The 22,542-nt window shown below is 65.9% G+C and carries 23 protein-coding genes; 7 read left to right on the top strand and 16 right to left on the bottom strand.

Annotated elements, in window-relative coordinates; genetic code table 11:
- Positions 1–34: 34 nt before the first annotated feature.
- The 6 genes from BST47_RS09450 to BST47_RS09430 form a co-directional block, all read right to left on the bottom strand.
- Positions 35–1,093: a sulfate/molybdate ABC transporter ATP-binding protein gene (locus BST47_RS09450; RefSeq protein WP_083125272.1), complete on the bottom strand. Its 1,059-nt coding sequence runs from the start codon at positions 1,091–1,093 to the stop codon at positions 35–37.
- Positions 1,094–1,111: 18 nt separating this feature from the next.
- Positions 1,112–1,924 carry a sulfate ABC transporter permease subunit CysW gene (gene cysW, locus BST47_RS09445; RefSeq protein ID WP_083125271.1) on the bottom strand — a complete coding sequence of 271 codons (813 nt, stop codon included), beginning with the start codon at positions 1,922–1,924 and terminating at the stop codon, positions 1,112–1,114.
- Complete coding sequence (gene cysT, locus BST47_RS09440) at positions 1,921–2,799, bottom strand: sulfate ABC transporter permease subunit CysT (protein WP_083125270.1); 879 nt, start codon at positions 2,797–2,799, stop codon at positions 1,921–1,923. Before cysT ends, cysW begins: the two co-directional genes overlap by 4 nt.
- A complete protein-coding gene (locus tag BST47_RS09435; RefSeq protein ID WP_083125269.1) occupies positions 2,796–3,827 on the bottom strand; it encodes a sulfate ABC transporter substrate-binding protein in 1,032 nt (343 codons plus the stop codon). The genes cysT and BST47_RS09435 overlap by 4 nt, the downstream gene beginning before the upstream one ends.
- 116 nt (positions 3,828–3,943) lie before the next feature.
- A complete protein-coding gene (locus BST47_RS31600; RefSeq protein ID WP_416366905.1) occupies positions 3,944–4,036 on the bottom strand; it encodes an Ms4533A family Cys-rich leader peptide in 93 nt (30 codons plus the stop codon).
- 136 nt (positions 4,037–4,172) lie between these two features.
- On the bottom strand, positions 4,173–4,373 hold the full coding sequence (locus BST47_RS09430; RefSeq protein WP_083125268.1) for a hypothetical protein: 201 nt from the start codon (positions 4,371–4,373) through the stop codon (positions 4,173–4,175).
- Positions 4,374–4,405: 32 nt separating this feature from the next.
- Here BST47_RS09430 and BST47_RS09425 point away from each other — a divergent pair, with 32 nt between their 5' ends.
- Positions 4,406–5,629 carry an FAD-dependent oxidoreductase gene (locus BST47_RS09425; RefSeq protein ID WP_083125267.1) on the top strand — a complete coding sequence of 408 codons (1,224 nt, stop codon included), beginning with the start codon at positions 4,406–4,408 and terminating at the stop codon, positions 5,627–5,629.
- A 67-nt stretch (positions 5,630–5,696) separates the two neighbouring features.
- Positions 5,697–7,706, top strand: coding sequence for a glycoside hydrolase family 15 protein (locus BST47_RS09420; RefSeq protein ID WP_083125266.1), 2,010 nt, complete (start codon positions 5,697–5,699; stop codon positions 7,704–7,706).
- A gap of 34 nt (positions 7,707–7,740) precedes the next feature.
- Here BST47_RS09420 and BST47_RS09415 read toward each other — a convergent pair whose 3' ends face one another.
- From BST47_RS09415 to lepA, 3 genes are read right to left on the bottom strand one after another with little or no spacing between them, the layout of a single operon-like run.
- Positions 7,741–8,454 carry a sensor domain-containing protein gene (locus BST47_RS09415; RefSeq protein WP_083125265.1) on the bottom strand — a complete coding sequence of 238 codons (714 nt, stop codon included), beginning with the start codon at positions 8,452–8,454 and terminating at the stop codon, positions 7,741–7,743.
- Between the two features lie 56 nt (positions 8,455–8,510).
- Positions 8,511–9,224: a sensor domain-containing protein gene (locus tag BST47_RS09410; protein WP_083125521.1), complete on the bottom strand. Its 714-nt coding sequence runs from the start codon at positions 9,222–9,224 to the stop codon at positions 8,511–8,513.
- Between the two features lie 16 nt (positions 9,225–9,240).
- Positions 9,241–11,088 (bottom strand): translation elongation factor 4, encoded by a 1,848-nt coding sequence (gene lepA / locus BST47_RS09405; RefSeq protein WP_083125264.1) that lies wholly within the window; start codon positions 11,086–11,088, stop codon positions 9,241–9,243.
- Positions 11,089–11,183: 95 nt separating this feature from the next.
- On the opposite strand from lepA, the gene BST47_RS09400 reads away from it, so the two are divergent.
- A complete protein-coding gene (locus BST47_RS09400; RefSeq protein ID WP_083125263.1) occupies positions 11,184–11,774 on the top strand; it encodes a type II toxin-antitoxin system PemK/MazF family toxin in 591 nt (196 codons plus the stop codon).
- On the opposite strand, the gene BST47_RS09395 is transcribed toward BST47_RS09400, so the two are convergent.
- Both BST47_RS09395 and BST47_RS09390 read right to left on the bottom strand, forming a co-directional pair.
- Positions 11,771–12,379, bottom strand: coding sequence for a GNAT family N-acetyltransferase (locus BST47_RS09395; RefSeq protein WP_083125262.1), 609 nt, complete (start codon positions 12,377–12,379; stop codon positions 11,771–11,773). The genes BST47_RS09400 and BST47_RS09395 overlap by 4 nt on opposite strands.
- Positions 12,372–12,800 carry a CBS domain-containing protein gene (locus tag BST47_RS09390; protein ID WP_083125261.1) on the bottom strand — a complete coding sequence of 143 codons (429 nt, stop codon included), beginning with the start codon at positions 12,798–12,800 and terminating at the stop codon, positions 12,372–12,374. The genes BST47_RS09395 and BST47_RS09390 overlap by 8 nt, the downstream gene beginning before the upstream one ends.
- Before the next feature lie 162 nt (positions 12,801–12,962).
- Between BST47_RS09390 and BST47_RS09385 the strand changes: the two genes are divergently transcribed.
- The 3 genes from BST47_RS09385 (at position 12,963) to BST47_RS09375 (ending at position 16,057) form a co-directional block, all read left to right on the top strand.
- Complete coding sequence (locus BST47_RS09385; RefSeq protein ID WP_083125260.1) at positions 12,963–13,982, top strand: aldo/keto reductase; 1,020 nt, start codon at positions 12,963–12,965, stop codon at positions 13,980–13,982.
- Positions 13,983–14,019: 37 nt separating this feature from the next.
- Entirely contained in the window at positions 14,020–14,883 is an 864-nt protein-coding gene (locus tag BST47_RS09380) for a ribonuclease Z (RefSeq protein WP_083125259.1), read from the top strand.
- A gap of 235 nt (positions 14,884–15,118) precedes the next feature.
- Entirely contained in the window at positions 15,119–16,057 is a 939-nt protein-coding gene (locus BST47_RS09375; protein ID WP_083125258.1) for an esterase family protein, read from the top strand.
- Between the two features lie 2 nt (positions 16,058–16,059).
- On the opposite strand, the gene BST47_RS09370 is transcribed toward BST47_RS09375, so the two are convergent.
- From BST47_RS09370 to BST47_RS09360, 3 genes are read right to left on the bottom strand one after another with little or no spacing between them, the layout of a single operon-like run.
- The gene (locus tag BST47_RS09370; protein WP_083125257.1) at positions 16,060–16,899 is read right to left on the bottom strand and encodes a transglutaminase family protein; all 840 of its coding nucleotides are present in this window, start codon (positions 16,897–16,899) and stop codon (positions 16,060–16,062) included.
- Positions 16,899–17,876, bottom strand: coding sequence for an alpha-E domain-containing protein (locus tag BST47_RS09365; RefSeq protein WP_083125520.1), 978 nt, complete (start codon positions 17,874–17,876; stop codon positions 16,899–16,901). Before BST47_RS09365 ends, BST47_RS09370 begins: the two co-directional genes overlap by 1 nt.
- On the bottom strand, positions 17,876–19,597 hold the full coding sequence (locus BST47_RS09360) for a circularly permuted type 2 ATP-grasp protein (protein ID WP_234809632.1): 1,722 nt from the start codon (positions 19,595–19,597) through the stop codon (positions 17,876–17,878). The genes BST47_RS09365 and BST47_RS09360 overlap by 1 nt, the downstream gene beginning before the upstream one ends.
- A 150-nt stretch (positions 19,598–19,747) precedes the next feature.
- On the opposite strand from BST47_RS09360, the gene rpsT reads away from it, so the two are divergent.
- Positions 19,748–20,008, top strand: a complete 261-nt coding sequence (gene rpsT, locus BST47_RS09355; RefSeq protein ID WP_083125256.1) for a 30S ribosomal protein S20 — start codon at positions 19,748–19,750, stop codon at positions 20,006–20,008.
- Positions 20,009–20,042: 34 nt separating this feature from the next.
- Here the strand turns inward: rpsT and holA are convergent, their stop codons facing one another.
- Complete coding sequence (holA, locus tag BST47_RS09350) at positions 20,043–21,005, bottom strand: DNA polymerase III subunit delta (protein ID WP_083125255.1); 963 nt, start codon at positions 21,003–21,005, stop codon at positions 20,043–20,045.
- Positions 21,002–22,537, bottom strand: a complete 1,536-nt coding sequence (locus tag BST47_RS09345; RefSeq protein WP_083125518.1) for a ComEC/Rec2 family competence protein — start codon at positions 22,535–22,537, stop codon at positions 21,002–21,004. Before BST47_RS09345 ends, holA begins: the two co-directional genes overlap by 4 nt.
- Positions 22,538–22,542: the final 5 nt, after the last annotated feature.

Raw genomic sequence — 22,542 nt, 5'->3', positions numbered from 1 at the left:
CCGACGGCCCAATCCGGGTTCCGGCGCGGCTCGACTAGGCCGAGGTCAGTGTCTCGTCATCGTCGGCGGCGTCGGGATTAGGCACGTCCGTGCCACCGGGGATCGACGGGATGCGGGTGGCGCGGACGTAGACGGTGTCACCCTCCTTGAGGCCGAGCGCCTCGGCGTCGCCGCGGGTGATCTGCGCGGTGAACGGTGTTTTGTCCGCAGCACTGGTCAGTTCCACGCGAACTTCGAAGCCGAGCATGACAATTCGGTCAATGATGGCCCGGACCACGCCTGTCGCCTGAATGGAGTCATCGCTCGACGCGATGGCCATCTCGGGGTTACGCCCCACCCGAATGTCGTGCGGTCGCACCAGGCTGCCGTTCAGCGATGACACCGCACCGAGGAACGACATCACAAACGCATTGGCAGGTTCGTCGTAAACCGTGGTGGGAGAACCGACTTGCTCAATGCGGCCCTTGTTCAGCACCGCGATCCGGTCGGCGACGTCCAGTGCCTCGGATTGGTCGTGAGTGACCAGCACAGTCGTGACGTGCACCTCGTCGTGCAGGCGGCGCAGCCATGCGCGCAGGTCTTCGCGCACCTTGGCATCCAGCGCGCCGAACGGCTCGTCGAGCAGCAATACCTGCGGGTCGACGGCCAGCGCGCGCGCCAACGCCATGCGCTGGCGCTGCCCACCGGAAAGCTGGTTCGGATAGCGAGTCTGGAATCCGGCGAGCCCAACGACCTCGAGAAGATTGTCCACCTTCTCTTTGATCTCGGCCTTCGACCGCTTCCTGATCTTCAACCCGAACGCGACATTGTCCCGCACTGTGAGGTGCTTGAAGGCGGCATAGTGCTGGAACACGAAGCCGATACCTCGCCGTTGCGGAGGAACCGCCGTCACGTCGCGGCCATTGATGATGATCGTGCCGGTGTCGGGCAGATCCAGGCCGGCGATGGCACGCAGCAGTGTCGATTTGCCCGAGCCGCTGGGGCCGAGCAACGCGGTCAGCGAGCCCGACGGCACCTCGAAGTCGACGTTGTCCAGCGCTGCGAAGTCGCCGTAGCGCTTATTGGCGCCCCGCACGGTGATCGCGTTAGTCATGTCAACGTCTCCTCGGGCCTATTTGCTTGTCTTCTCGCGGCGGGCGTCGAGGATCACCTGGGCGATCAGCACGACGATGGCCACCGCCATGAGCAGTGTCGAGATGGCGTACGCCCCGTACTCCGCGCCGCGGGCATGGCGATCGGATACCAGCAGGGTCAGCGTCTGCGAAATGCCGGGCAGGTTCGACGACACCATGACCACCGCGCCGTATTCCCCGAGCGTGCGTGCGACGGTCAGCACGACGCCGTACATCAGACCCCACTTGATCGACGGCAGGGTGATCCGCCAGAACGTCTGCCACCCACTGGAACCCAGCGTCGACGCGGCTTCCTCCTGGTCGGTACCCAACTCGTGCAGCACCGGTTCGACCTCACGGATGACATACGGGATCGTCACGAAAATGCTGGCGAGCACGATCCCGGCGAAACCGAAAATGATCTTGATGCCGAAGTCGTTCTCGAGAAAGCCGAACACACCGGTCGATCCCCACAGCAGGATGAGCGCAACGCCGACCACCACGGGTGACACCGCAAACGGCAGATCGATGACCGCCTGCAGCACGCTCTTGCCGCGGAACTTGTTGCGCGCCAACACCAGCGCGGTCGGCACCCCGAAGACGACGTTGAGCGGCACCACGATCGCGACCACGATCAAAGACAACTGCAGTGCGGAAATAGCCGCCGGGGTGGTGATCGACTCGAAGAAGGCGCCGACTCCCGGCTCGAACGTCCGCCACAGGATCAGTCCTACCGGCACGACAAGCAGGACCACGACGTACCCGAGCGCCAGGAATCGGAGCAGGTACCGCGTGGTGCGGGACAGGATCATGCGGCCAGCTCCTCCCGCTTCGCCGCCCGCGATCCGATGGTGCGCAGAATGAAGAGGACGACGAACGAGATGACGAGCAGCACAATGGATACCGCTGCGGCACCGGTGCGGTCGTCGAACTCGATGAGCTGGCGGATGTACTGGGAAGAAACCTCTGTCTCACCCGGAACCGCACCGCCGATGAGCACCACGGAACCGTACTCGCCGATCGCGCGGGAGAACGCCAGGCCCGCTCCGGACAACAGCGACGGCAACAACGCGGGCAGGATCACCAGCCGGAAGATGGTGAAGTTGTCGGCACCCAACGACGCCGCCGCCTCCTCGACCTCCCGGTCCAGTTCCAGAAGCACCGGTTGCACCGAACGAACGACGAACGGCAACGTGACGAACGCCAGCGCGATGCCGATGCCCCAGATGGTCTGCTGGAGCGAGATGCCAACCGGACTGTTGGGGCCGTACAGGGCCAGCATCACGAGGCTGGCGACGATGGTCGGCAGCGCGAACGGCAGGTCGATGATCGCGTCGACGTAGCGCTTTCCGGGGAAGTCGTCGCGTGTCAGCACCCACGCGACGATCAACCCGAAGAACAGGTTGACCACCGAAACCGCCACCGACACCGTCAACGTGACACGGAACGACTCGAGCGCGCCGTTGGAGGTGATCGCCTGCCAGAACGCGGTCCAGCCGCCGCCTGCGGACTGCCACACGATCGCGGCGAGCGGCAGCAGCACAATGACCGACAGCCATGTCGTCGCGACACCGACGCGCAGCCGCGTGCTGCCGTAGCGCTTCGTGAAGATGCCGCGAGGCGGCCCGGCTCCACCGTTTCCGGTGGATTTCGGCCGGGTCGCCTCGTCGTCAAGGGCAGCTGTCATCCCGTCGCCTGCTTGTAGATCTTGGTGATCGACCCATTGTCCTTGTCGAACAACGCGGGATCGACCTCACTCCAGCCGCCCAGATCCGCGATCGTCCACAGCTTCTCCGGAGTCGGGAAGTCGGTCGAGAACTCCTCGGCGACCGCGGGGTCGACCGGCCGGAAGCCGGCCTGGGCCCAGATCTTCTGGCCCTCAGGGGTGTAGAGGAAGTTCTTCAGCGCGTTGGCCTGCTCCTGATGCGCGCTGGAGGTGACCACCGCGACCGGGTTCTCGATCTTGAAGGTCTGCGGCGGGTTGACGTGTTCGACCGGCTTACCCTGGCGCTCGATGTTGATCGCCTCGTTCTCGTAGCTCAGTAGCACATCACCAGTGCCCTGCAGGAACAGATCGGTAGCCTCCCGACCCGACGAAGGCCTCGTCCGGATGTGCTCGGTGACCAACTTGTTGACGAAGTCGAGCCCCGCCTGCTGATCCTGGCCGCCGTTGCTCTTGGCGGCGTACGGCGCCAGCAGATTCCACTTGGCAGACCCCGAACTCATCGGGCTCGGGCTGACGACCTCGAGCCCCGGCTGCAGCAGGTCGTCCCAGTCCTTGATGTTCCTCGGGTTGCCCTTGCGCACGACGAGCGAGACGACCGAACCGAACGGGATGCCCTGGGTGGCGTCGGCGTTCCAGTCCTCGGCGACCTTCCCGGCCCTGACGAGGCGTTCGACGTCGGGCTCGACAGAGAAATTCACCAGGTCCGCAGGCTTACCGTCGGCTACGGCGCGTGACTGGTCACCCGAGGCGCCGTAGGACACGGTCACGGCGGTGTCCGTACCCTCCTGGGTGGCCGCAAAAGCAGGAACGATTTTGCTCCAGCCCGGCTCTGGGACCGCGTAAGCGACCACAGTCAGCGTCGTCCCATCGCCGCCGGTCGCCTCTTCGCCTCCGGGGACGTCGCTGGCTCCTCCGCCGCACGCGCTGAGCACCATCGCGGTGGCTGCCACGACCGCGGCGGTGCGCCACGTCTTGCGAATGTTGACCATGATGACCTTTCGTTGCGGGAGTTACGTGGTGATCCCGTCACGACAGCAAGGTTATGCATCAGTATGTCGGCACTGTTCAGCCGCTACCGACACCAGACCGCGGGACGGGTGTGGAGTCAGCGACAACAACAGACATCAGCAACGGCGGTGAAACCCACGGCAATGAGGGCCAGGATATGACCACTCTTGTTGCCGGATGCCGTACGCATGGCGCGAACAATAACAGAGCCTTCCCAGGTTCTCCGCTCGCGTTTGCCCGCTAGCGCGTCAGCCACCACATGACGACGACCAGCACCATGAGGATGACCAACACCAACGTCACCCGTGACCTAGGCATGCCACCTCTCATCGCTGGTCCACGTCCTCGTCGTCGTGCTTGACCCGGCGCAAGACCCGTATCCCGTTCCCCAGTGCTCCGTCGAGCACCACGGCGACCCCGTAGGCCAGGGCCAGAACGACCGGCATCACCACCGCGGTTTGAGCGACGAACGGCAGTCCGGAGAGCCACAGCTCCACACCGTCCCACCAACTCAGGAAGCCGCCCATGCGGCCAGACTATTCGATGCGAAAATGACGTCGTGCCGGGCGAGAAAACAGAAACCACATGCATCGTCGCCGGTGGCGGTCCCGCGGGCATCATGCTCGGACTCCTGCTCGCCCGTGCGGGCGTGAACGTCACGGTCATGGAGAAGCACGCCGATTTTCTGCGCGACTTCCGCGGCGACACCGTGCACGCCAGTACCCTGCGCCTGCTTGACGAACTGGGACTGACATCCGAGTTCGCGCAAGTTCCGCACCGTGAGATCGACACCCTGACCATGAGCGTCCAGGGCACCGAGGTGGGCATCGATCTGGGCCGAATTCCCGGTCCGCACAAGCATATTGCGCTCGTACCCCAGTGGGATTTCTTGGAGTTGCTGGCGGCCGCCGCGGAGAAGGAGCCGACGTTTCGCCTGCTTCGCAGCACCGAGGTGCTCGGGCCGATTCTCAGCGGCGGGAAGGTGGTCGGGGTGCGCTACCGCGGCGCTGACGGCGAGGCACGCGAGATGAGTGCCGCTCTGACGGTGGCGTGCGACGGGCGCTCGTCGACGCTGCGCGCGGCGATGGGTCTGCGGCCCCGAAGCTTCGGGGCGCCGATGGACGTGTGGTGGTTCAGGCTCCCCCGTGCGGCCGGCGATCCGCCCGGCCTGGCCGGTGTCCTCGGCGCCGGGGCGGCGCAGATCGTGATCGATCGCGGCGATTACTACCAGTGCGCCTACGTGATCCCCAAGGGCCGGGATGCCGAACTTCGCGCGCAGGGCATCGAGGCACTACACCGAGGCGTGGTGGGCCTCGTCCCGTGGCTGGCCGACCACGTCGCCTCGTTGACGTCGTTCGACGACGTCAAGCTGCTCGACGTACAGCTCAACCGGCTACGGCGTTGGTATTGCGACGGCCTGTTGCTGATCGGCGACGCCGCGCACGCCATGTCCCCCGTCGGTGGAGTGGGGATCAACCTTGCGGTGGCAGATGCCGTCGCGGCGGCGGGGATGCTGGCGAGTCCGCTGCGGGAAGGCACCGTCTCGACCAGGACCTTGGCCCGTGTCCAGGCTCGGCGCTGGCTGCCGGCGGCGCTCATACAGTCGGTGCAACGCGTCGTGCACAACCGCGTCATCGCGGTGGCTGTGACCTCGACGGGGCCGGCCAACGCGCCGCTGCTGGTCCGTATCGCGGCGCGGGTCCGCGCGCTGCGCACTGTGGCCGGGTACGGGATCGCCATCGGGCCCCTGCCCGAACACGTGCCGGAGTTTGCTCGGCGCTGAGCACGCCGCCGCAGGACACGCAGGCGATAAGTGGACGCCAGGCAGGTCGGCAGTCGATGATGTCGGGATGGTTCTGCAAGACGCCGCCGCCTCCGGTGGACCATCGAAGGACATCGATTACGACGCCCCGTTGTCGGTGACGGCCCCGGTGCCGTACACCGCCGGCGGGTCCTTGCGGAATCCGTTCCCGCCCATCGCCGACTACGCGTTCCTGTCGGACTGTGAAACCACCTGCCTGATCTCCTCGGCGGGGTCTGTCGAGTGGTTGTGTGTCCCGCGCCCCGACTCCCCCAGCGTGTTCGGCGCCATCCTGGACCGTCGTGCCGGCCATTTCCGCCTCGCGCCGTACGGGGTATCGGTGCCTGCCGCACGCCGCTACCTGCCCGGCAGCCTGATTCTGGAAACCACCTGGCAGACCCACACCGGCTGGGTGATCGTGCGCGACGCGCTCGTGATGGGTCCTTGGCACGACCTCGAGACCCGGTCGCGGACCCACCGTCGCACCCCGATGGACTGGGACGCCGAGCACATTCTGCTGCGCACCGTGCGATGTGTGAGCGGCACCGTCGAGCTGGTGATGAACTGCGAGCCTGCGTTCGATTACCACCGGGTCGCCGCGACATGGGAGTACTCGGCCCAGGCCTACGGCGAGGCGATAGCCCGCGCCAGCCGCGATCCTGACGCCCACCCGACGATGCGGCTGACGACCAACCTTCGGTTGGGTCTGGAGGGTCACGAGGCGCGTGCGCGCACCCGGATGAAGGAGGGTGACAACGCCTATGTCGCGTTGAGTTGGTCCAAGCATCCGGCGCCGCAGACCTACGACGAAGCTGCCGACAAGATGTGGCAGACCAGCGAGTGCTGGCGGCAGTGGATCAATATCGGTGAATTCCCGGATCATCCGTGGCGCGCCTACTTACAGCGCAGCGCCCTCACGCTCAAGGGCCTCACATATTCGCCGACCGGCGCCCTGCTCGCCGCGCCTACCACGTCGCTGCCGGAAACCCCTCAGGGCGAACGTAACTGGGACTATCGCTACGCCTGGGTGCGTGACTCGACGTTCGCGCTGTGGGGTCTTTACACGTTGGGTCTGGACCGTGAGGCTGATGACTTCTTCGCGTTCATCGCCGACGTGTCCGGCGCCAACAACGGTGAGCGCCACCCACTTCAGGTGATGTACGCGGTCGGCGGTGAACGCAGCCTCGTCGAGGAGGAGCTTCACCACCTGACCGGCTACGACAACGCCCGCCCGGTGCGGATCGGCAACGGCGCCTACAACCAGATGCAGCACGACATCTGGGGCACGATGCTCGATTCGGTGTATCTGCATGCCAAGTCGCGTGAGCAGATCTCCGACACGCTCTGGCCGGTGCTCAAGCAACAGGTCGAGGAAGCAATCAAGCACTGGAAGGAACCGGACCGCGGAATCTGGGAGGTGCGCGGCGAGCCGCAGCACTTCACGTCCAGCAAGATCATGTGCTGGGTCGCACTGGACCGAGGCTCCAAACTCGCGGAGTTGCAGGGCGAGAAGTCCTACGCGCAGCAATGGCGCGTGATCGCCGAGGAGATCAAGGCCGACATCCTCAAGAAGGGCGTGGACTCGCGCGGCGTGCTCACCCAGCGCTACGGCGACGATGCGCTGGATGCTTCACTGCTGCTGGCGGTGCTGACCCGGTTCCTGCCCGCCGACGATCCCCGCGTGCGCGCAACCGTTTTGGCGATCGCCGACGAACTCACCTCGGACGGTCTGGTGCTGCGGTACCGCGTCGAGGAAACTGACGACGGATTGTCCGGTGAGGAAGGCACATTCACGATCTGCTCGTTCTGGCTGGTGTCCGCGCTCGTCGAGATCGGCGAGATCCATCGCGCCAAGCACCTGTGCGAACGGCTGCTGTCCTTCGCCAGCCCGCTGCACCTCTATGCCGAGGAGATCGAGCCTCGCACCGGCCGTCATCTCGGCAACTTCCCGCAGGCCTTCACCCACCTGGCGCTGATCAACGCTGTGGTGCACGTGATCCGCGCCGAGGAGGAGGCCGACAGCTCAGGGGTTTTCGTGCCTGCCAACGCGCCGTCCTAGACCGTCGAATCACGTTGCGTCGATCTGCCGGCCGTTACTTCTCAGCGGCGTTGGCGACGATGTCGTTGACGATGGTCGCGGCCTCGTCCTCCGGTGAGTAGCTGCACGCCCACACCTCGACCGTGATGTTCGAGACCGGTGAAAGCGCATGCTGGCATGCCCATCCGGCGGCGTCCCGTTGCGTCGTCACCTGGGTGACCATGGCGTCTTCCGCATTGAAATTCTCGATATCCCAGTCATATGCGTCGCCGCCCTCGCCGACCGAAACGGTGGCGTCGTTGCAACTCTCCCACTGCGTTTTGGACTTCTCGAAGAAATCCTGCGCCTTGTCGGCTGACGGATAAAGCACCACCGTCTGCTCGACCCAGTGCTCGTTGTCGTCGCCTTCTTCGCGCGAAATCTGGTCCAGTACTGCGGTCCAGCCGCTGCCCGCGTACACGGGCTCCTCGGCCCCGTAGATCGCACCGAGGCATTCCGCGTCGGAAACCGCGTCGGAATGGTCGGTCATCTCGTCCAGCTCGCTGGTGACCTCCATGGCGGACGAGCCCATGATCGCGTTGATCTCCCCGATCGAGAGCACCAGGTCGTCGAGTTGCGACTCGTCCAGCGGTGGCACGTCGCTGATTCCCGCGTTCGGTGGACGTATCGCGGTACCCGTCACGGTGCTCACGCAGCCGGTGAGCAGGACGGATGCCGCGATCACGGCCGCGGCGGCGTTTCTCCGCTTGGCCGTACCGATGTAGGTCACCGCGTTATTGTGACCGACTGACGGCGAATGCGTGCACCACCCGCGAATTCCGGTGTCTACGCGCTGGCGACCTTCTCCAGCATCAGGCGGGCCACGGTCGCGGCCGCGTGCGGGCCGCCCAACCCGTTCATATCGGAAACCTCTACGTCCACAACACAATCCGCCGCCACCCCGAGCGCGCGCTGCGACATCGAACCGGAATCCTGCATCACCATCGCCGAAACCATCCGGCCGTCGACGGTCACGTCGGTGATCCTGCTCGTACGTTGCGCACCGTGGTCGGGCTGGTTCAGTACCAGCGCCTGCCCGTTGCACCGGTGCCACTTCTCGGCCGCGTCGGCGAAGAACGCCCGCGCGTCGGCCTCAGAGGAGAACTGCACCACGCCGAAGAACCCCGACACCGGGGGTGCGTCAAACGATCCGCCTGTCCACGACTGGCTGGCGACCGATTGCACCGGAGCGGTGTCGTAGACCACCCGCTGCAGCCGATAGGTCGGGCTGACGCAGTCGGCTGGTGTGGCGTCAGCTTCGCCGATGCTGGCCAGGAGCATGTTCGGGCCGCCGTGGACGCGCTGGCCCATCATGCCGTTGGGTCCGAGGGCGGACAACTCCTCGGACGTGGGCAGAATCCGGTCGAGCGCGCGGGCAGGCGAAGGCTGGACGGCTTCGGCGATGCGGACCGTCGGCCGGGCGTCCTGGACAGGGGCGCCACACGCGGCCAGCAGGACGCACGCGCTCAACGCGACCGCCGTGCAAGTCGTTGAGCGCATCATCGTCTGGTGGAACCTACTTCTTGGTCTTGTCGGCCGGGGCGTCGGTGGACAGCGCCGCGACGAATGCCTCCTGAGGCACCTCGACCCGACCTATGGTCTTCATTCGCTTCTTGCCCTCTTTTTGTTTCTCGAGCAGCTTGCGCTTACGTGTGATGTCACCGCCGTAGCACTTCGATAGCACGTCTTTGCGGATCGCGCGGATGTTTTCGCGAGCAATGATTTTCGAACCTATCGCCGCCTGCACCGGAACTTCGAACTGCTGACGCGGAATCAGCTCCCTGAGTTTGGTCGTCATCTTGTTGCCGTAGGCGAACGCCGCGTCCTTGTGCACGATCGCGCTGAAGGCGTCCACCGCCTCGCCCTGCAACAAAATGTCGACCTTCACGAGATCCGCTTCCTGCTCGCCGGCCTCCTCGTAATCGAGGCTGGCGTAGCCGCGGGTGCGCGACTTCAGCATGTCGAAGAAGTCAAAGATGATCTCCCCCAACGGCATTGTGTAGCGCAGCTCGACCCGCTCCGGCGACAGGTAATCCATGCCGCCGAGTTCGCCGCGCCGCGACTGGCACAGCTCCATGATCGTCCCGATGAATTCGCTTGGCGCAATGATCGTCGTCTTCACCACGGGTTCGTACACCGTGCGGACTTTGCCTTCGGGCCAGTCCGACGGGTTGGTGACGATGATTTCGCTGCCGTCTTCCTGCACAACGCGATACACGACGTTGGGCGACGTCGATATCAAATCGAGATCAAACTCGCGCTCGAGACGCTCCCGGGTGATCTCCATGTGCAACAGACCGAGAAAGCCGCAGCGGAACCCGAATCCGAGCGCAACGGAGGTCTCCGGCTCCCACGACAGCGCGGCGTCGTTGAGCTGCAACCGCTCCAGCGCATCGCGCAGATCCGGGTAGTCGGAACCGTCCACGGGATAGAGCCCGGAGTAGACCATCGGCCGCGGCTCGCGATACCCGGTCAGCGGATCGGTCGCGCCGTGCTTCGCGCTCGTCACGGTGTCGCCGACCTTGGACTGGCGCACGTCCTTCACGCCGGTGATCAGGTAGCCGACCTCGCCGACGCCCAAGCCGTCGGACGCCTTGGGTTCGGGCGAGACGATGCCTACTTCTAGTAGTTCGTGAGTGGTGCCGGTGGACATCATCTTGATGCGCTCGCGCGGGACGATCTTGCCGTCGACCACCCGCACGTAGGTCACCACACCGCGGTAGGTGTCGTAGACCGAGTCGAAGATCATGGCGCGGGCCGGGGCGTCGGCGTCGCCCGTCGGCGGCGGTACCTCGCGCACGACGTGATCGAGCAGTTCCGAGACGCCGTCGCCCGTCTTGCCCGACACGCGCAGCACGTCGGTGGGTTCACAACCGATGATGTGGGCGATCTCGGCGGCGTAGCGGTCCGGATCGGCGGCGGGCAAGTCGATTTTGTTGAGCACCGGGATGATGTGCAGATCGCGGTCCAGCGCCAGATAGAGGTTCGCGAGCGTCTGGGCCTCGATGCCCTGAGCGGCGTCGACCAGCAGCACCGCGCCCTCGCATGCCTCCAGCGCCCGGGACACCTCGTAGGTGAAGTCGACGTGACCCGGGGTGTCGATGAGGTGCAGCACGTAATCGGAACCGTCGACGTTCCACGGCAGCCGGACATTCTGCGCCTTGATCGTGATGCCGCGCTCGCGCTCGATATCCATCCGGTCCAGGTACTGGGCGCGCATATCGCGATCGGCGACCACGCCGGTCAGCTGCAGCATCCGGTCGGCCAGCGTCGACTTGCCGTGGTCGATATGGGCGATGATGCAGAAGTTCCGAATCTGCGCCGGCGCGGTGAAGGTCTTGTCGGCCAAACTGCTGATGGGAATCTCCTGAGCCGGGTCGGATGGTGCGCTACCAGGGTATCTAGCGGGGCCCCCGCCGACACAATCGCGGGAACGGGCCTTCCCTTAAGCTCGTCGATATGGCTCCGCCGTGGAAAACCTTCCAGCGCTTTGCGGAGAACCTGGTGTTCAACGAGGCGCCGAAGTTCATCCGCCACCAGCTGCAACCCGAGACCGTCGCGCGCAGTCTTCAGTACGGCATCAAGCTCGGTTTCGACGCCATCGTCGGCGCGCCCGCCGAGGAGCCCCGCGCGATCACCGCGGGCCGTCCAATAAGCCAGAACTTCGTCCCGACCGCGCACCGGGCCCGCAAGCTGTCCTACGCGCCCGACCTCGACGGCCAGGCCGATCCCGGAGAGATCGTGTGGACCTGGGTGGTCTACGAAGACGATCCGACGAAGGGTAAGGACCGACCGGTGCTCATTGTCGGGCGTGATCAGGCCGTGCTGCTCGGCCTGATGCTCTCCAGCCAGGACCATCACCGCGAGGACCCCAATTGGGTCGGCATCGGCACCGGCACCTGGGATTACGAGAGCAGGGCGAGCTGGGTGCGGCTGGACCGCGTGCTCGACGTGCCGGAAGAGGGCATCCGCCGCGAGGGCGCCATCCTGGCGCGGGAGAAGTTCGAGGTCGTCGCCGCACGACTACGCGCCGAATACTCCTGGAGCTAGCGCGGATCCCGCCACATAGGCCACATCGACGGTCCCCCGTCGGGCAGCTTGATCTCGCCGATCACCTCGAAGCCGAACCGGAGGTAATACGCCTCGTTCTTCGGGTTGCTGTTCTCCAGATACGCGGGCACACGCTCGGCATCGCAGCGGTCGAGCCGCGACCGCATCAGCGCCTGGCCGAAGCCCGCCCCGCGCACTGATGGGTCGCTGCCGATCAGCATCAGATACCAGTGCGGTTCCTCCGGATGGTGCTTTTCCATGAGTTCCATCACCCGCATGGTCGCCGGTACCCGCGAGCGGAAAGCCCACAGCATCGTCGGCATCATCGCGAGCTCTTCGAACCTGCCGGCCTTGCGCTGACCCGGCGGATCCCACAGCGTGGCGGCGCCGACGATGCCGTCGCGCCGCGCGATCTCCGATCCTGCTCGCGGCAGGAAATGATGTCGTGCCAATCCGGTGAAGGCCCGGGTCAGTGCCTTGAGCCGGGTCCGGTCGTCCGGCAGCATCCATGAATTCACCGGGTCGTCGTAGAACGCGCGGGCGAGCACCGTGCCGATCTGTCGTGTGTCGCGCCGCTGCGCGGCCTCGACCTCGAGCTCAGCCACGTGTGATGTAAGCCTGCAGCTGCTCCTGCTGCGCTTCGAGCTCTTCCATGCGTGTCTTGACGACGTCACCGATGCTGACGATTCCGGTGAGCCTGCCGTTTTCCATCACCGGGATGTGGCGGACCCGCTTGGTGGTCATCAGCATGCTCAGACTGTCGACAGAATCGGTCGGGGTGCAGGTGGCGACGAACGTCGTCATGATCTCCGATACCGGCGCCCGCAGCAGGTCAGCACCGCGCTGCTGCAAGGCGCGGACGACGTCGCGCTCAGAGACGATGCCGATCACGCCGTCGGGCGAGACCACCACCATCGCGCCGATGTTGTGCACGGAGAGTTCGGTGAGCAGCCCGGATACCGAGGTCTCCGGGGTGATAGTCGCCACCGACGCGCCCTTGTTCCGCAATACGTCCGCGATCCGCATCGTTGCCTCCGCTCGTGACCTGGCTCACTTCAGGCTAGGTCCGACTCGCGCCGCGCGAAAGGTTTTGGCATAGGTGTCCCAAAGTGTCCTTCCGAGGAATAGAACCGTAGTAGGCGCCGCTGGACTCCTTTGACTTTCGAAGTCGACGCGAAAGGAACGACCATGGCAGCACAGAACCCTGTGCCCAGTGTTGCGCTGGGCGACGAACTATCGGTCAGCGCAATCGGTTTCGGCGCAATGGCGCTGACTCCGGTGTACGGCGAGGTCGACGACACCGAGTCGCTGGCCACCCTGCATCGCTGTATCGACCTGGGCGTGACCTTCATCGACACCGCGAATATCTACGGCGGCGGGGAAAACGAGCGGCTGATCGCCCAGCTACTGGCCGACCGTCGCGACGAGGTCACCCTGGCAACGAAGTTCGGCATCACCGGCAATCCGGCCAATCGCGCGACGCGAGAACTCGCGGCACGCGGAGATGCCGCGTACGTCCGCGCGTGCATTGACGAGAGCCTGCAGCGGCTGCAGACCGACGCGGTCGACCTCTACTACATGCACCGGCGCGATACGAGCGTGCCGATCGAAGAAACAGTGGGCGCCATGGCCGAGCTGGTGGCGGCGGGCAAGGTTCGGCACCTTGGGCTCTCGGAGGTCACGGCCGACGAGCTGCGGGCTGCGGTGGCCGTGCACCCGATAGCGGCGGTACAGAGCGAATGGTCGATCTGGAGCCGCGACGTCGAAGCCAACGTCGTCCCGACCGCCGCCGAACTCGGTGTCGGATTCGTCCCCTACTCGCCGCTCGGCCGCGGCTTCCTGACCGGCACGATCACGTCTAGCGACGACCTGCCGTCCGGGGATTTCCGGCGCACCATGCCGCGTTTCGGCGACGGTGCGCTGGACGCGAATCTGGCGGTTGTGGAACTCGTCAAAGGTGTCGCCGCACAACAGGGCGCGACGCCCGCGCAGGTAGCGCTGGCGTGGCTGCGGTATCGCGCGCAGACGCTCGGTGTGGCGGCGGTGCCGATCCCGGGCACCCGTCGGGCGGCTCGCGTCGAAGAGAACCTCGGCTCGCTGTCGGTGACGCTGACGGCGCAACAGCTCGACGCACTAAATGCTGCGGCGGCTGCGGTCGCGGGGCACCGCTTCGGAAACCTCGGCTGGGTGTCCGCGGGCCGCGAATAACGCCCATCGATCCGGCTCGGCGGGTATACCTAGCCCCATGATCGAGGTGACACTGCTCGGCACCGGAAGCCCCATCCCCGACGCGAACCGCGCGGGCCCGTCGACGCTTGTGCGAGCGGGCGGTCAGACGTTCCTGATCGACTGCGGCCGCGGCGTCCAGCAGCGGCTCACCGGCGCGGGCACCGGAGCCAATGCGTTGACGGCGCTGCTGCTGACCCACTTGCACAGCGACCACATCGCCGATCTGGGCGACGTGATCATCACCCGCTGGGTGTCCACGTTCACCCCCGATCCCGCACCGCTGCCCATCATCGGTCCCCCCGGCACCGCCGAGGTGGTCGAGAACACACTCAAGGCGTTCGGGTTCGACATCGGGTACCGCATCGCTCACCACGCGGACCTGAACTCGCCGCCGCCGGTAGAGGTCTTCGAGTACACCGACGGCCCGGTGTGGGATCGCGACGGTGTGCAGATTCGCGTCGCACCGACCGACCACCGCCCGGTGGCGCCCACCATCGGCTTTCGTATCGAGCATGCCGGGGCCTCGGTCGTACTGGCCGGCGATACCGTGCCGTGTGAGAGCCTCGATGCTCTGGCATCCGGCGCTGGCGCGTTGGTGCACACAGTGATTCGCAAGGACCTGATCGACGCCATGCCGATGCAGCGCATCAGGGATATCTGCGACTACCACTCCTCTGTCGAGCAGGCCGCGGAGACTGCGACGCGAGCCGGTGTGGGCATTCTCATCCTCACCCACTATGTGCCCGCGATCGCTCCCGGCGCCGAAGACGAATGGCGTGCATTGGCGGCGACCGCGTTCGATCGCCAGATCGAGGTGGGCGACGACCTGCATCGCGTCGAGGTCCACCCCGGCGTCTGCGCCAAGCCCGCAGGTTCATGACCGAACAGTGACGATTCCGGCGCGACAACGCCGGCGTTTGTAACGTGGCGTTGCCGGCTGCCGACGAATTGAATGGCGGCGCTGTTGGTCAGCGCTGACCTCTGCGGCAGGTGTGAAGCAGAAGCACCTGAACCGGCAACGTCGGGAACGCCGGCCCGTAGCTCGGAAATCGAAGACCGCAAGTACTGCGGCATTACCCGAAAGATGTGCGATACACATGACATCAGTGAGCAGAATGGCGCGCAGATTCTGTGCAGCCGCAATGGCCGCCCTTGTCCTGCCAGGTTTGATCGCGGTCGCAGGCGGAACGGGATCGGCCTCCGCCTACTCCCGGCCCGGACTTCCCGTCGAGACGCTGATGGTGCCGTCCGCCGCGATGGGCCGCGACATTCCCGTGAGATTCCAAGGCGGCGGCACGCACGCCGTGTACCTTCTCGACGGTCTTCGTGCCCGCGATGACAACAACGGCTGGGACATCGAGACCGCCGCGTTCGAGAACTACTACCAGTCCGGGTTGTCCGTCGTGATGCCCGTCGGCGGAATGTCGAGCTTCTACACCAACTGGCAGGGTCCGGCCGTCGGCAACGGCACCACCTACAACTACCAGTGGGAGACGTTCCTGACCTCGGAGCTGCCCGCCTACCTGTCCGCCAACAAGGGCATCTCCCCCACCGGCAACGCCGTGGTGGGACTGTCCATGTCGGGCAGCTCGGCGTTGATCCTGGCCTCATACCACCCCGGACAGTTCGTCTACGCCGCGTCGCTTTCCGGCTTCCTGAACCTCTCGGATGGTATTTGGCCGACGCTGGTCGGCGTCTCCATGCGTGACGCCGGTGGGTTCGACGCGAACGCGATGTGGGGACCCGGCGGCGGGCCGGCGTGGCAGCGCAACGACCCGACGGTCAACGTCAGCCGGCTGGTCAGCAACGGCACCCGGATCTGGGTGTACTGCGGCAGCGGTCGACCCGGCGACCTGGGTGACACCGGTCTGCCAGGTCAGGTCCTCGAGAGCATCACGCTGGACAGCAACAAGAATTTCCAGCAGCAGTACGTGGCCGCAGGCGGCAGTAACGGCACCTTCAATTTCCCCGCGACCGGCATCCATGACTGGGCGTACTGGGGTTCGCAGCTCAATGCGATGAAGGGCGACATCCAGGCCACCCTCGGGGCGTAACCCTACGCCAGCCGGGTGATCTCTACGACGACGTCGAGGTCGGTCGAGCCTTCGCCGGAGTAGATGCCCTTGAGCGGGCTGACATCCGAATAGTCTCGGCCGACACCGACACTGATGTACTGCTCGTTGATCTCGGCGTCGTTCGTGGGGTCGTAGTTCCACCAACCACCGGTCCACGCCTGCACCCACGCGTGGCTCTGCCCGTCGATGGTGTCGTCGATCTTGGCCTTCTTGTTCGGATGCAGATACCCGGACACGTAGCGGGCGGGAATCCCCATGCTGCGCAGCAGGATCAGCGTCAGGTGGGCGAAGTCTTGGCAGACCCCCTTGCCTTCGCGGTGTGCGTCCAGCCCGGACGAATGCACACCGGTGGTCCCGGGGACGTACTCGAGTTCACTGTGCACCCAGTTGGCGGCCGCGACAACGGCTTCCCGCGGGTCGTGGTCCTTGATGATGCGCTGCCCCACCCGCGCAATTCGCTTGCTCTGCGGTGTGTAATGCGTGGGGCCGAGCACTTCGTCGAACCGGTCGATCGCCGCGGCTGAACTCAGATCCTCCCAGCTGGCATCGTCTTTCGGCATGGCGCCGCGGTTGGTCTCCACCACCGACGACGAGGTCACCTCCAGTTCGGTGTGGGGCGCGTGCAGGTCGAACGCCGTCACCGCCGTGCCCCAATAGTCGACGTAGCGGTATGACCTTGTCGCGGGCACGGTTTCGACACGGTTCAGGATGACGTTCTGCCGGGCGTCCGAGCGTGGAGTCAGCCTGGCCTCGTTGAACGAGGCAGTCACCGGTGACTTGTAGGCGTAGCCGGTGGAATGAACCACCCTCAGCCGCCACATCAGACTTCGCCTTCCTCGATGACCAGAGAGCCGTTACGACCCGCGTCCGTCCATGCGACCCACGGCGCTGAGTGGAAGTACTCCAACGCCAACGCTTCTCCGACGTCGGCGCAGACCTTCTGCAATCCGGCGAGGCGCTCCTCGAGTGAATCCAGCAGCACTCCGGGGCGCAGGAACTCCAGCTCGCTGCGCGCGCGGCCCAGCAGCCGTTGGGTTTCCGCGGTGGCACCGACGCGATTTAGTGCGCGGTGACGCAGTTCGTCGAGGCTGTGTTCGGCCAGTCGCAGCGAATACATGACCGATCGTGGGAAAAGCCGGTCCAGCAGCATGAACTCGACGACACGGGCCGCATCCAGCACGCCACGATAGGTGCGCAGATATGTGTCGTGCGCGCCCGCCGAACGCAGCACCGTCACCCACGCCGGTGACGACGCACTGTCGCCGACACGGGCCAGCAGCAGCCGGACGGTCATGTCGACCCGTTCGATCGCGCGGCCCAGGACCATGAAGCGGTAGCCGTCGTCGCGGCTCAACGTCGAATCCGCCAAACCCGCGAACATTGCCGCGCGGCCCTCGACAAATGACAGGAACTCATGTGGCCCAAGACGTTTCGCTGCGCGCTCACGTTCAGCGAGTGCGTTGTAGGTCGTGTTGAGGCATTCCCATATCTCCGTTGAGGTGACCTCGCGAGCACCACGGGCATTCTCGCGCGCGGCCGAGATGGCCTCGACGATCGAACACGCGCCGTGCGAGTCCCTGCCGAAGGCGACGACGTCGGTCAACGACCACACGTCCAGCGACTCCTCAGGCGGCTCGATGCCGAGCACGCGCAGCAGGGTCCGTGACGCCTGGTCGGGGTCGACGCTGGAATCCTCGAGCAATTGGTGGACCGTCACGTCGAGGATGCGGGCGGTGTCGTCGGCCCGCTCGACGTAGCGGCCGATCCAATACAGCGATTCAGCGTTGCGAGCCAACATCATTGGCTCCCTTGGGCTTGCTGCTGTTGTTGCTGTTGTTGCTGGTCCTGATATCCGTTCGTGGCGCGCGACGGCTGCGACTGCTGTTGTTGCTGCTGTTGCGAATTCTCGGAACCGTTATCGCTCTTCGGCGCCTTCGGCGCCTTCGGCAGCGACCGCACCACTTCGGCCGCGGCGAGCTCGCGGTCGGCGACCGATGTGCGCGACGCCAGCACCCAGGTGTCCTTGGATCCCCCTCCCTGGCTGGAGTTGACGACCAGCGACCCTTCGGGCAGGGCCACTCGCGTCAGGCCGCCGGGCAGCACCCAGACATCGTCACCGTCGTTGACGGCGAACGGACGCAGGTCGACGTGCCGGGGCGCCAGGCTGTCGCCGATCTGGGTCGGGACTGTGGACAGCTGAACCACCGGCTGCGCGATCCAGCCGCGCGGGTCGCTGCGAATCTTCTTGCTGATCGCAGCGAGTTCCTTCTCCGATGCGTCGGGGCCGAACACGATGCCGTAGCCGCCCGAGCCCTCCACCGGTTTGATGACCAGTTCATCGACTCGATCGAGGACTTCCTCACGTTCCTCGTCGAGCCAGCACCGAAAGGTGTCGACGTTGGCCAGCAGCGGCTTTTCGCCCAGGTAGTACTCGATGATCGTCGGGACGTAGGTGTAGACCAGCTTGTCATCTCCGACGCCGTTGCCGACCGCGCTCGAGATGACGACGTTGCCCGCCCGCGCCGCATTGAGCAGACCGGCGACGCCGAGTACCGAGTTGGGATTGAACTGCATCGGATCGAGGAAGTCGTCGTCGATGCGCCGGTAGATGACGTCGACCTGGCGCTCGCCCTCGGTGGTGCGCATGTAGACGGTGTTGTCGCGGCAGAACAGGTCACGACCCTCGACGAGTTCGACGCCCATCTGACGGGCCAGCAGCGAATGTTCGAAGTACGCCGAGTTGTAGACGCCGGGCGTCAGCACCACGACGGTCGGATCGGCCTCATTGGAGGCGGCCGCGTTGCGCAGTGCCCGCAACAGGTGCGACGAATAGTCGCCGACGGCCCGCACCCGGTGAGTGGCGAACAGGTTGGGGAAGACCCGCGCCATCGTGCGGCGGTTCTCCATCACGTACGAGACGCCCGACGGTGAGCGCAGGTTGTCCTCCAGCACGCGGAAGGCGCCCTGCGCGTCGCGAACGAGGTCGATGCCCGCGACGTGGATGCGGACGCCGTTGGGCGGGGAGATGCCCACCGCCTCACGGTGGAAGTGTTCGCATGAGGTCACCAGCCGGCGCGGAATGACCCCGTCGCGCAGGATTTCCTGTTCACCGTAGATGTCGTCGAGATAGGCCTCGAGCGCCTTGACCCGTTGGGTGATTCCCTTCTCGAGCCGGGTCCACTCCGCCGCCGAGATCACCCGCGGGACGAGATCCAGCGGAAACGGTCGCTCCTGACCGGACAGCGAGAACGTGATGCCCTGGTCGATGAAGGCACGCCCGAGGGCGTCGGCGCGGGCCGCCAGCTCGGAGGCGTCAGACGGCTCCAGCTCGGCGAAGATGCCCTTGTAGGGGCCACGAACGTTGCCCTGGGCGTCGAACATCTCGTCGAACGCCTTCGAATAGCTGCCCAAGCTGTTGTAGCCCTCGAAAACGCCGTCGTGGCGTCGGGGCTTTGGCGAGCGGGTTCGCGACGATCGCGCGGTGTCGGCGGGAAGTGTTCGAAGACTCACCATTGACATGCTGCACCAAGTGCGGCGTTTCGGCAGGCCAGCGACGTCACTTTGGGCATTTACCCACTGCGCTGGTAATCTGAACCCTCGCTGCCCGCAGGTCGGGGGCCCATAACGTCTTTGCATTCAACCAACCTGGATTTACGAAGGAAAACACGCGTGGCCAACATCAAGTCGCAGGAAAAGCGCATCAAGACGAACGAGCGCCGCAGACTGCGCAACAAGTCGGTGAAGTCGTCTCTTCACACGGCTGTCCGCGGATTCCGGGAGGCCGTCGAGGCCGGGGACAAGGACAAGGCCAACGAGTTGCTGCTGAAGACCAGCCGTCAGCTCGACAAGGCCGCCAGTAAAGGCGTGATCCACAAGAACCAGGCGGCCAACCGCAAGTCCGCGCTGTCGCGCGCGTTCAACAAGATCTGATTCCGCCCGACCGCTTCTGTCTGATTTCGGGCAACTAGTCCTGGACGAGCTCGGCGACCTTTCGCACCGCTGACTCCAACGCGTAGTCGGCGTCCGCTGCGGCTCCCTTCACGTCGGCGTTCAACTCCGCGACGAGGCGCATCGCCTCCGCGACCGAGGCGCGAGACCACCGTCTCGCCTGCTTCTGCGCCTTCTGCACCCGCCACGGCGGCATGCCCAGCTCCGACGCCAGCCGGTAGGGATCGCCGGACAGCGGCGCTACCCGGGCGATCGTGTGGACGGCCTCGGCCAGTGCGTCGGCCAATACCACCTGGGGTTCGCCGGCCAGCATCGCCCAGCGCAGCGCCTCGGCGGCGCCCGCGACGTCGCCGACGACCGCCTTGTCCGCGATGTCGAAGCCCTTCACCTCGGCCTTTCCCGAGTGGTATCGACGTACGGCCGCGGCGTCGACCTCGCCGTCGGTGTCGGCGACCAACTGCGAGCACACTGACGCCAGGTCGCGGATGTCGGAGCCGACGGCATCCAGCAGCGCTGTCACGGTGTCGTCGCCGACTTTGACCTTCAATGAGCGAAACTCGCGGCGCACGAAGTCGGCACGCTCGGCGAATTTCGTGATCCGTGCGCATGGATGGATCTGTGCACCAAGGCTTTTGAGCTTGTCCGCCAGCGCCTTGGCGCGGCCACCACCCGAGTGCACCACGATCAACTCGGTACCTGACGGCAGGTCGGCGGCGACATCGGAGATGAGCGCGACCGCGTCCTTGCCCGCCTCGGCCGCGGACTCCAGCACCACCACACGTTCGTCGGCGAACAACGACGGGCTGAGCAGTTCGGCGAGCTCGCTGGTGCTGACCTCACCGGCACGCAACCGGTCGACCGGGATCTCCTCGGTGCCCGCTCGCTTGCGGGCACCTTTGAGCACGCCGGCTATCGCCCGTTCGACCAGCAGCTCTTCGTCTCCGAGCACCAGGTGCAAACGTGCAGCATCCTCAGTCACCCGACGATCGTGTCATGGCCGCCTGACAGAACCGACACCGTCCACGCCAACCCGACGACGATCGCCGCCCATACCCCCATCCGGGTCCAGCGCCAGCGCCACAGCACCACCACCGCGAGCCCGGCTGCCGCGATGATGACGACACCGACCAGCCCTGACGGGACGGCGAGCGACGCGCCCGGAACATTCGCCGACCAGTGCGCAACGTGAAGCAACCACCACAGTTCGGGTCCGGTGAACCTGATCAGCAGATCCGCTCCCGCAGGCCAGACCGGGCACACTGCCGCGGCGGCGGTGCCGACGACGGTGATCGGCGGAATGACCACGGCGACAGCCAGATTGGCGGCCACCGACATTACGCTGAGGGTGCCCGATATCCCCGCGATGAGCGGTGCGGTGACGAGTTGGGCGGCGATGGCGACGCACACCGCGTCGGCGAGCGGCTTGGGCCAGCCACGGCCGACCAGGCGCCGCGACCACGCAGGTGCGATGAGCACCAACGCCGCGGTCGCCGACACCGACAGCGCGAACCCCAGGTCGACAGCGAGTTCGGGCGAGGCGATCATCAGCACCAGAACCGTCGCCGCCAGGGCCGGAATGGCCTGTCGACGGCGGTGCGACACCACCGCCAACAGGGTGACCGCGCCCATGACCGCGGCGCGCAACACACTCGCCGAGGGCTGCACGACGACGACGAAACCAAGCAGCGCGAACGCCGCGAGCACGACCGCCACCCGCGGCCCGACGACACCGGCGCTCAACAGCACCGCTCCGCACACGATGGTCACGTTGGCGCCGGACACTGCGGTCAGGTGCGTCAGGCCCGATGCCCGGAACTCCTCGGTCGTCTGCGGCGACAGCGTTGACGTGTCGCCGAGGACCAGCGCGGGCAACATCGCCGCCTGATCCGCGGGCAGGGCAGCGCGCGCCGCCTCGGCGAAGCCCGCGCGGACGACATGTGCGGCCCGTAGCACCGTTGCCGCCTCACCCCACGTCGGCGTACCTGTCGCCGCCAGGACGGCGACCGTCAAATCGTTACGCGTCGGTCGACCGATCTGGGCGCGGAATGCGACGGGCCGGCCCGCAATCAGCTCTGAAAAGGCAGCGGCCGAGGCGAATACGACCACCCTTCCACTCGTCTCGTGATCGTCGAGTTCCTGCAACGTCGCGCGGAACATGATCCGGTTGCCGCCCAGTTCACGCGGGCTTTCCACCGGCGTGACGAGGACGGAGGCGACCGTGCCGTAGCGCTGGGAGACCGGATGCTGCCCCAGCGCGTCGACGCGAAGTCCGATCGCGATCGCGAACGCGGCACCGATTAGCGCGACGGCGAGCACCCCTGCACCGAGGGTGCGATCATCCCCGCCGCGGCCACGCCACCACCACCCCGCCGCCGCGGTCACCGCGACCGCAACCGTCAACATGACGATCACACCTGTTGTAGGCCAGAGGATTCCGGCAGCTGTCACCGACCAGCCGGTCAGCGCCGCCGGTACCAGGCGAAGGTCGAGCCGCGTGACGCCCGGGTCCATCGTGG

The sequence above is a fragment of the Mycolicibacterium tusciae genome (assembly GCF_002086795.1).
Lineage (GTDB): Bacteria > Actinomycetota > Actinomycetes > Mycobacteriales > Mycobacteriaceae > Mycobacterium > Mycobacterium tusciae.
This window is presented reverse-complemented; position numbering and strand designations above follow the sequence as displayed.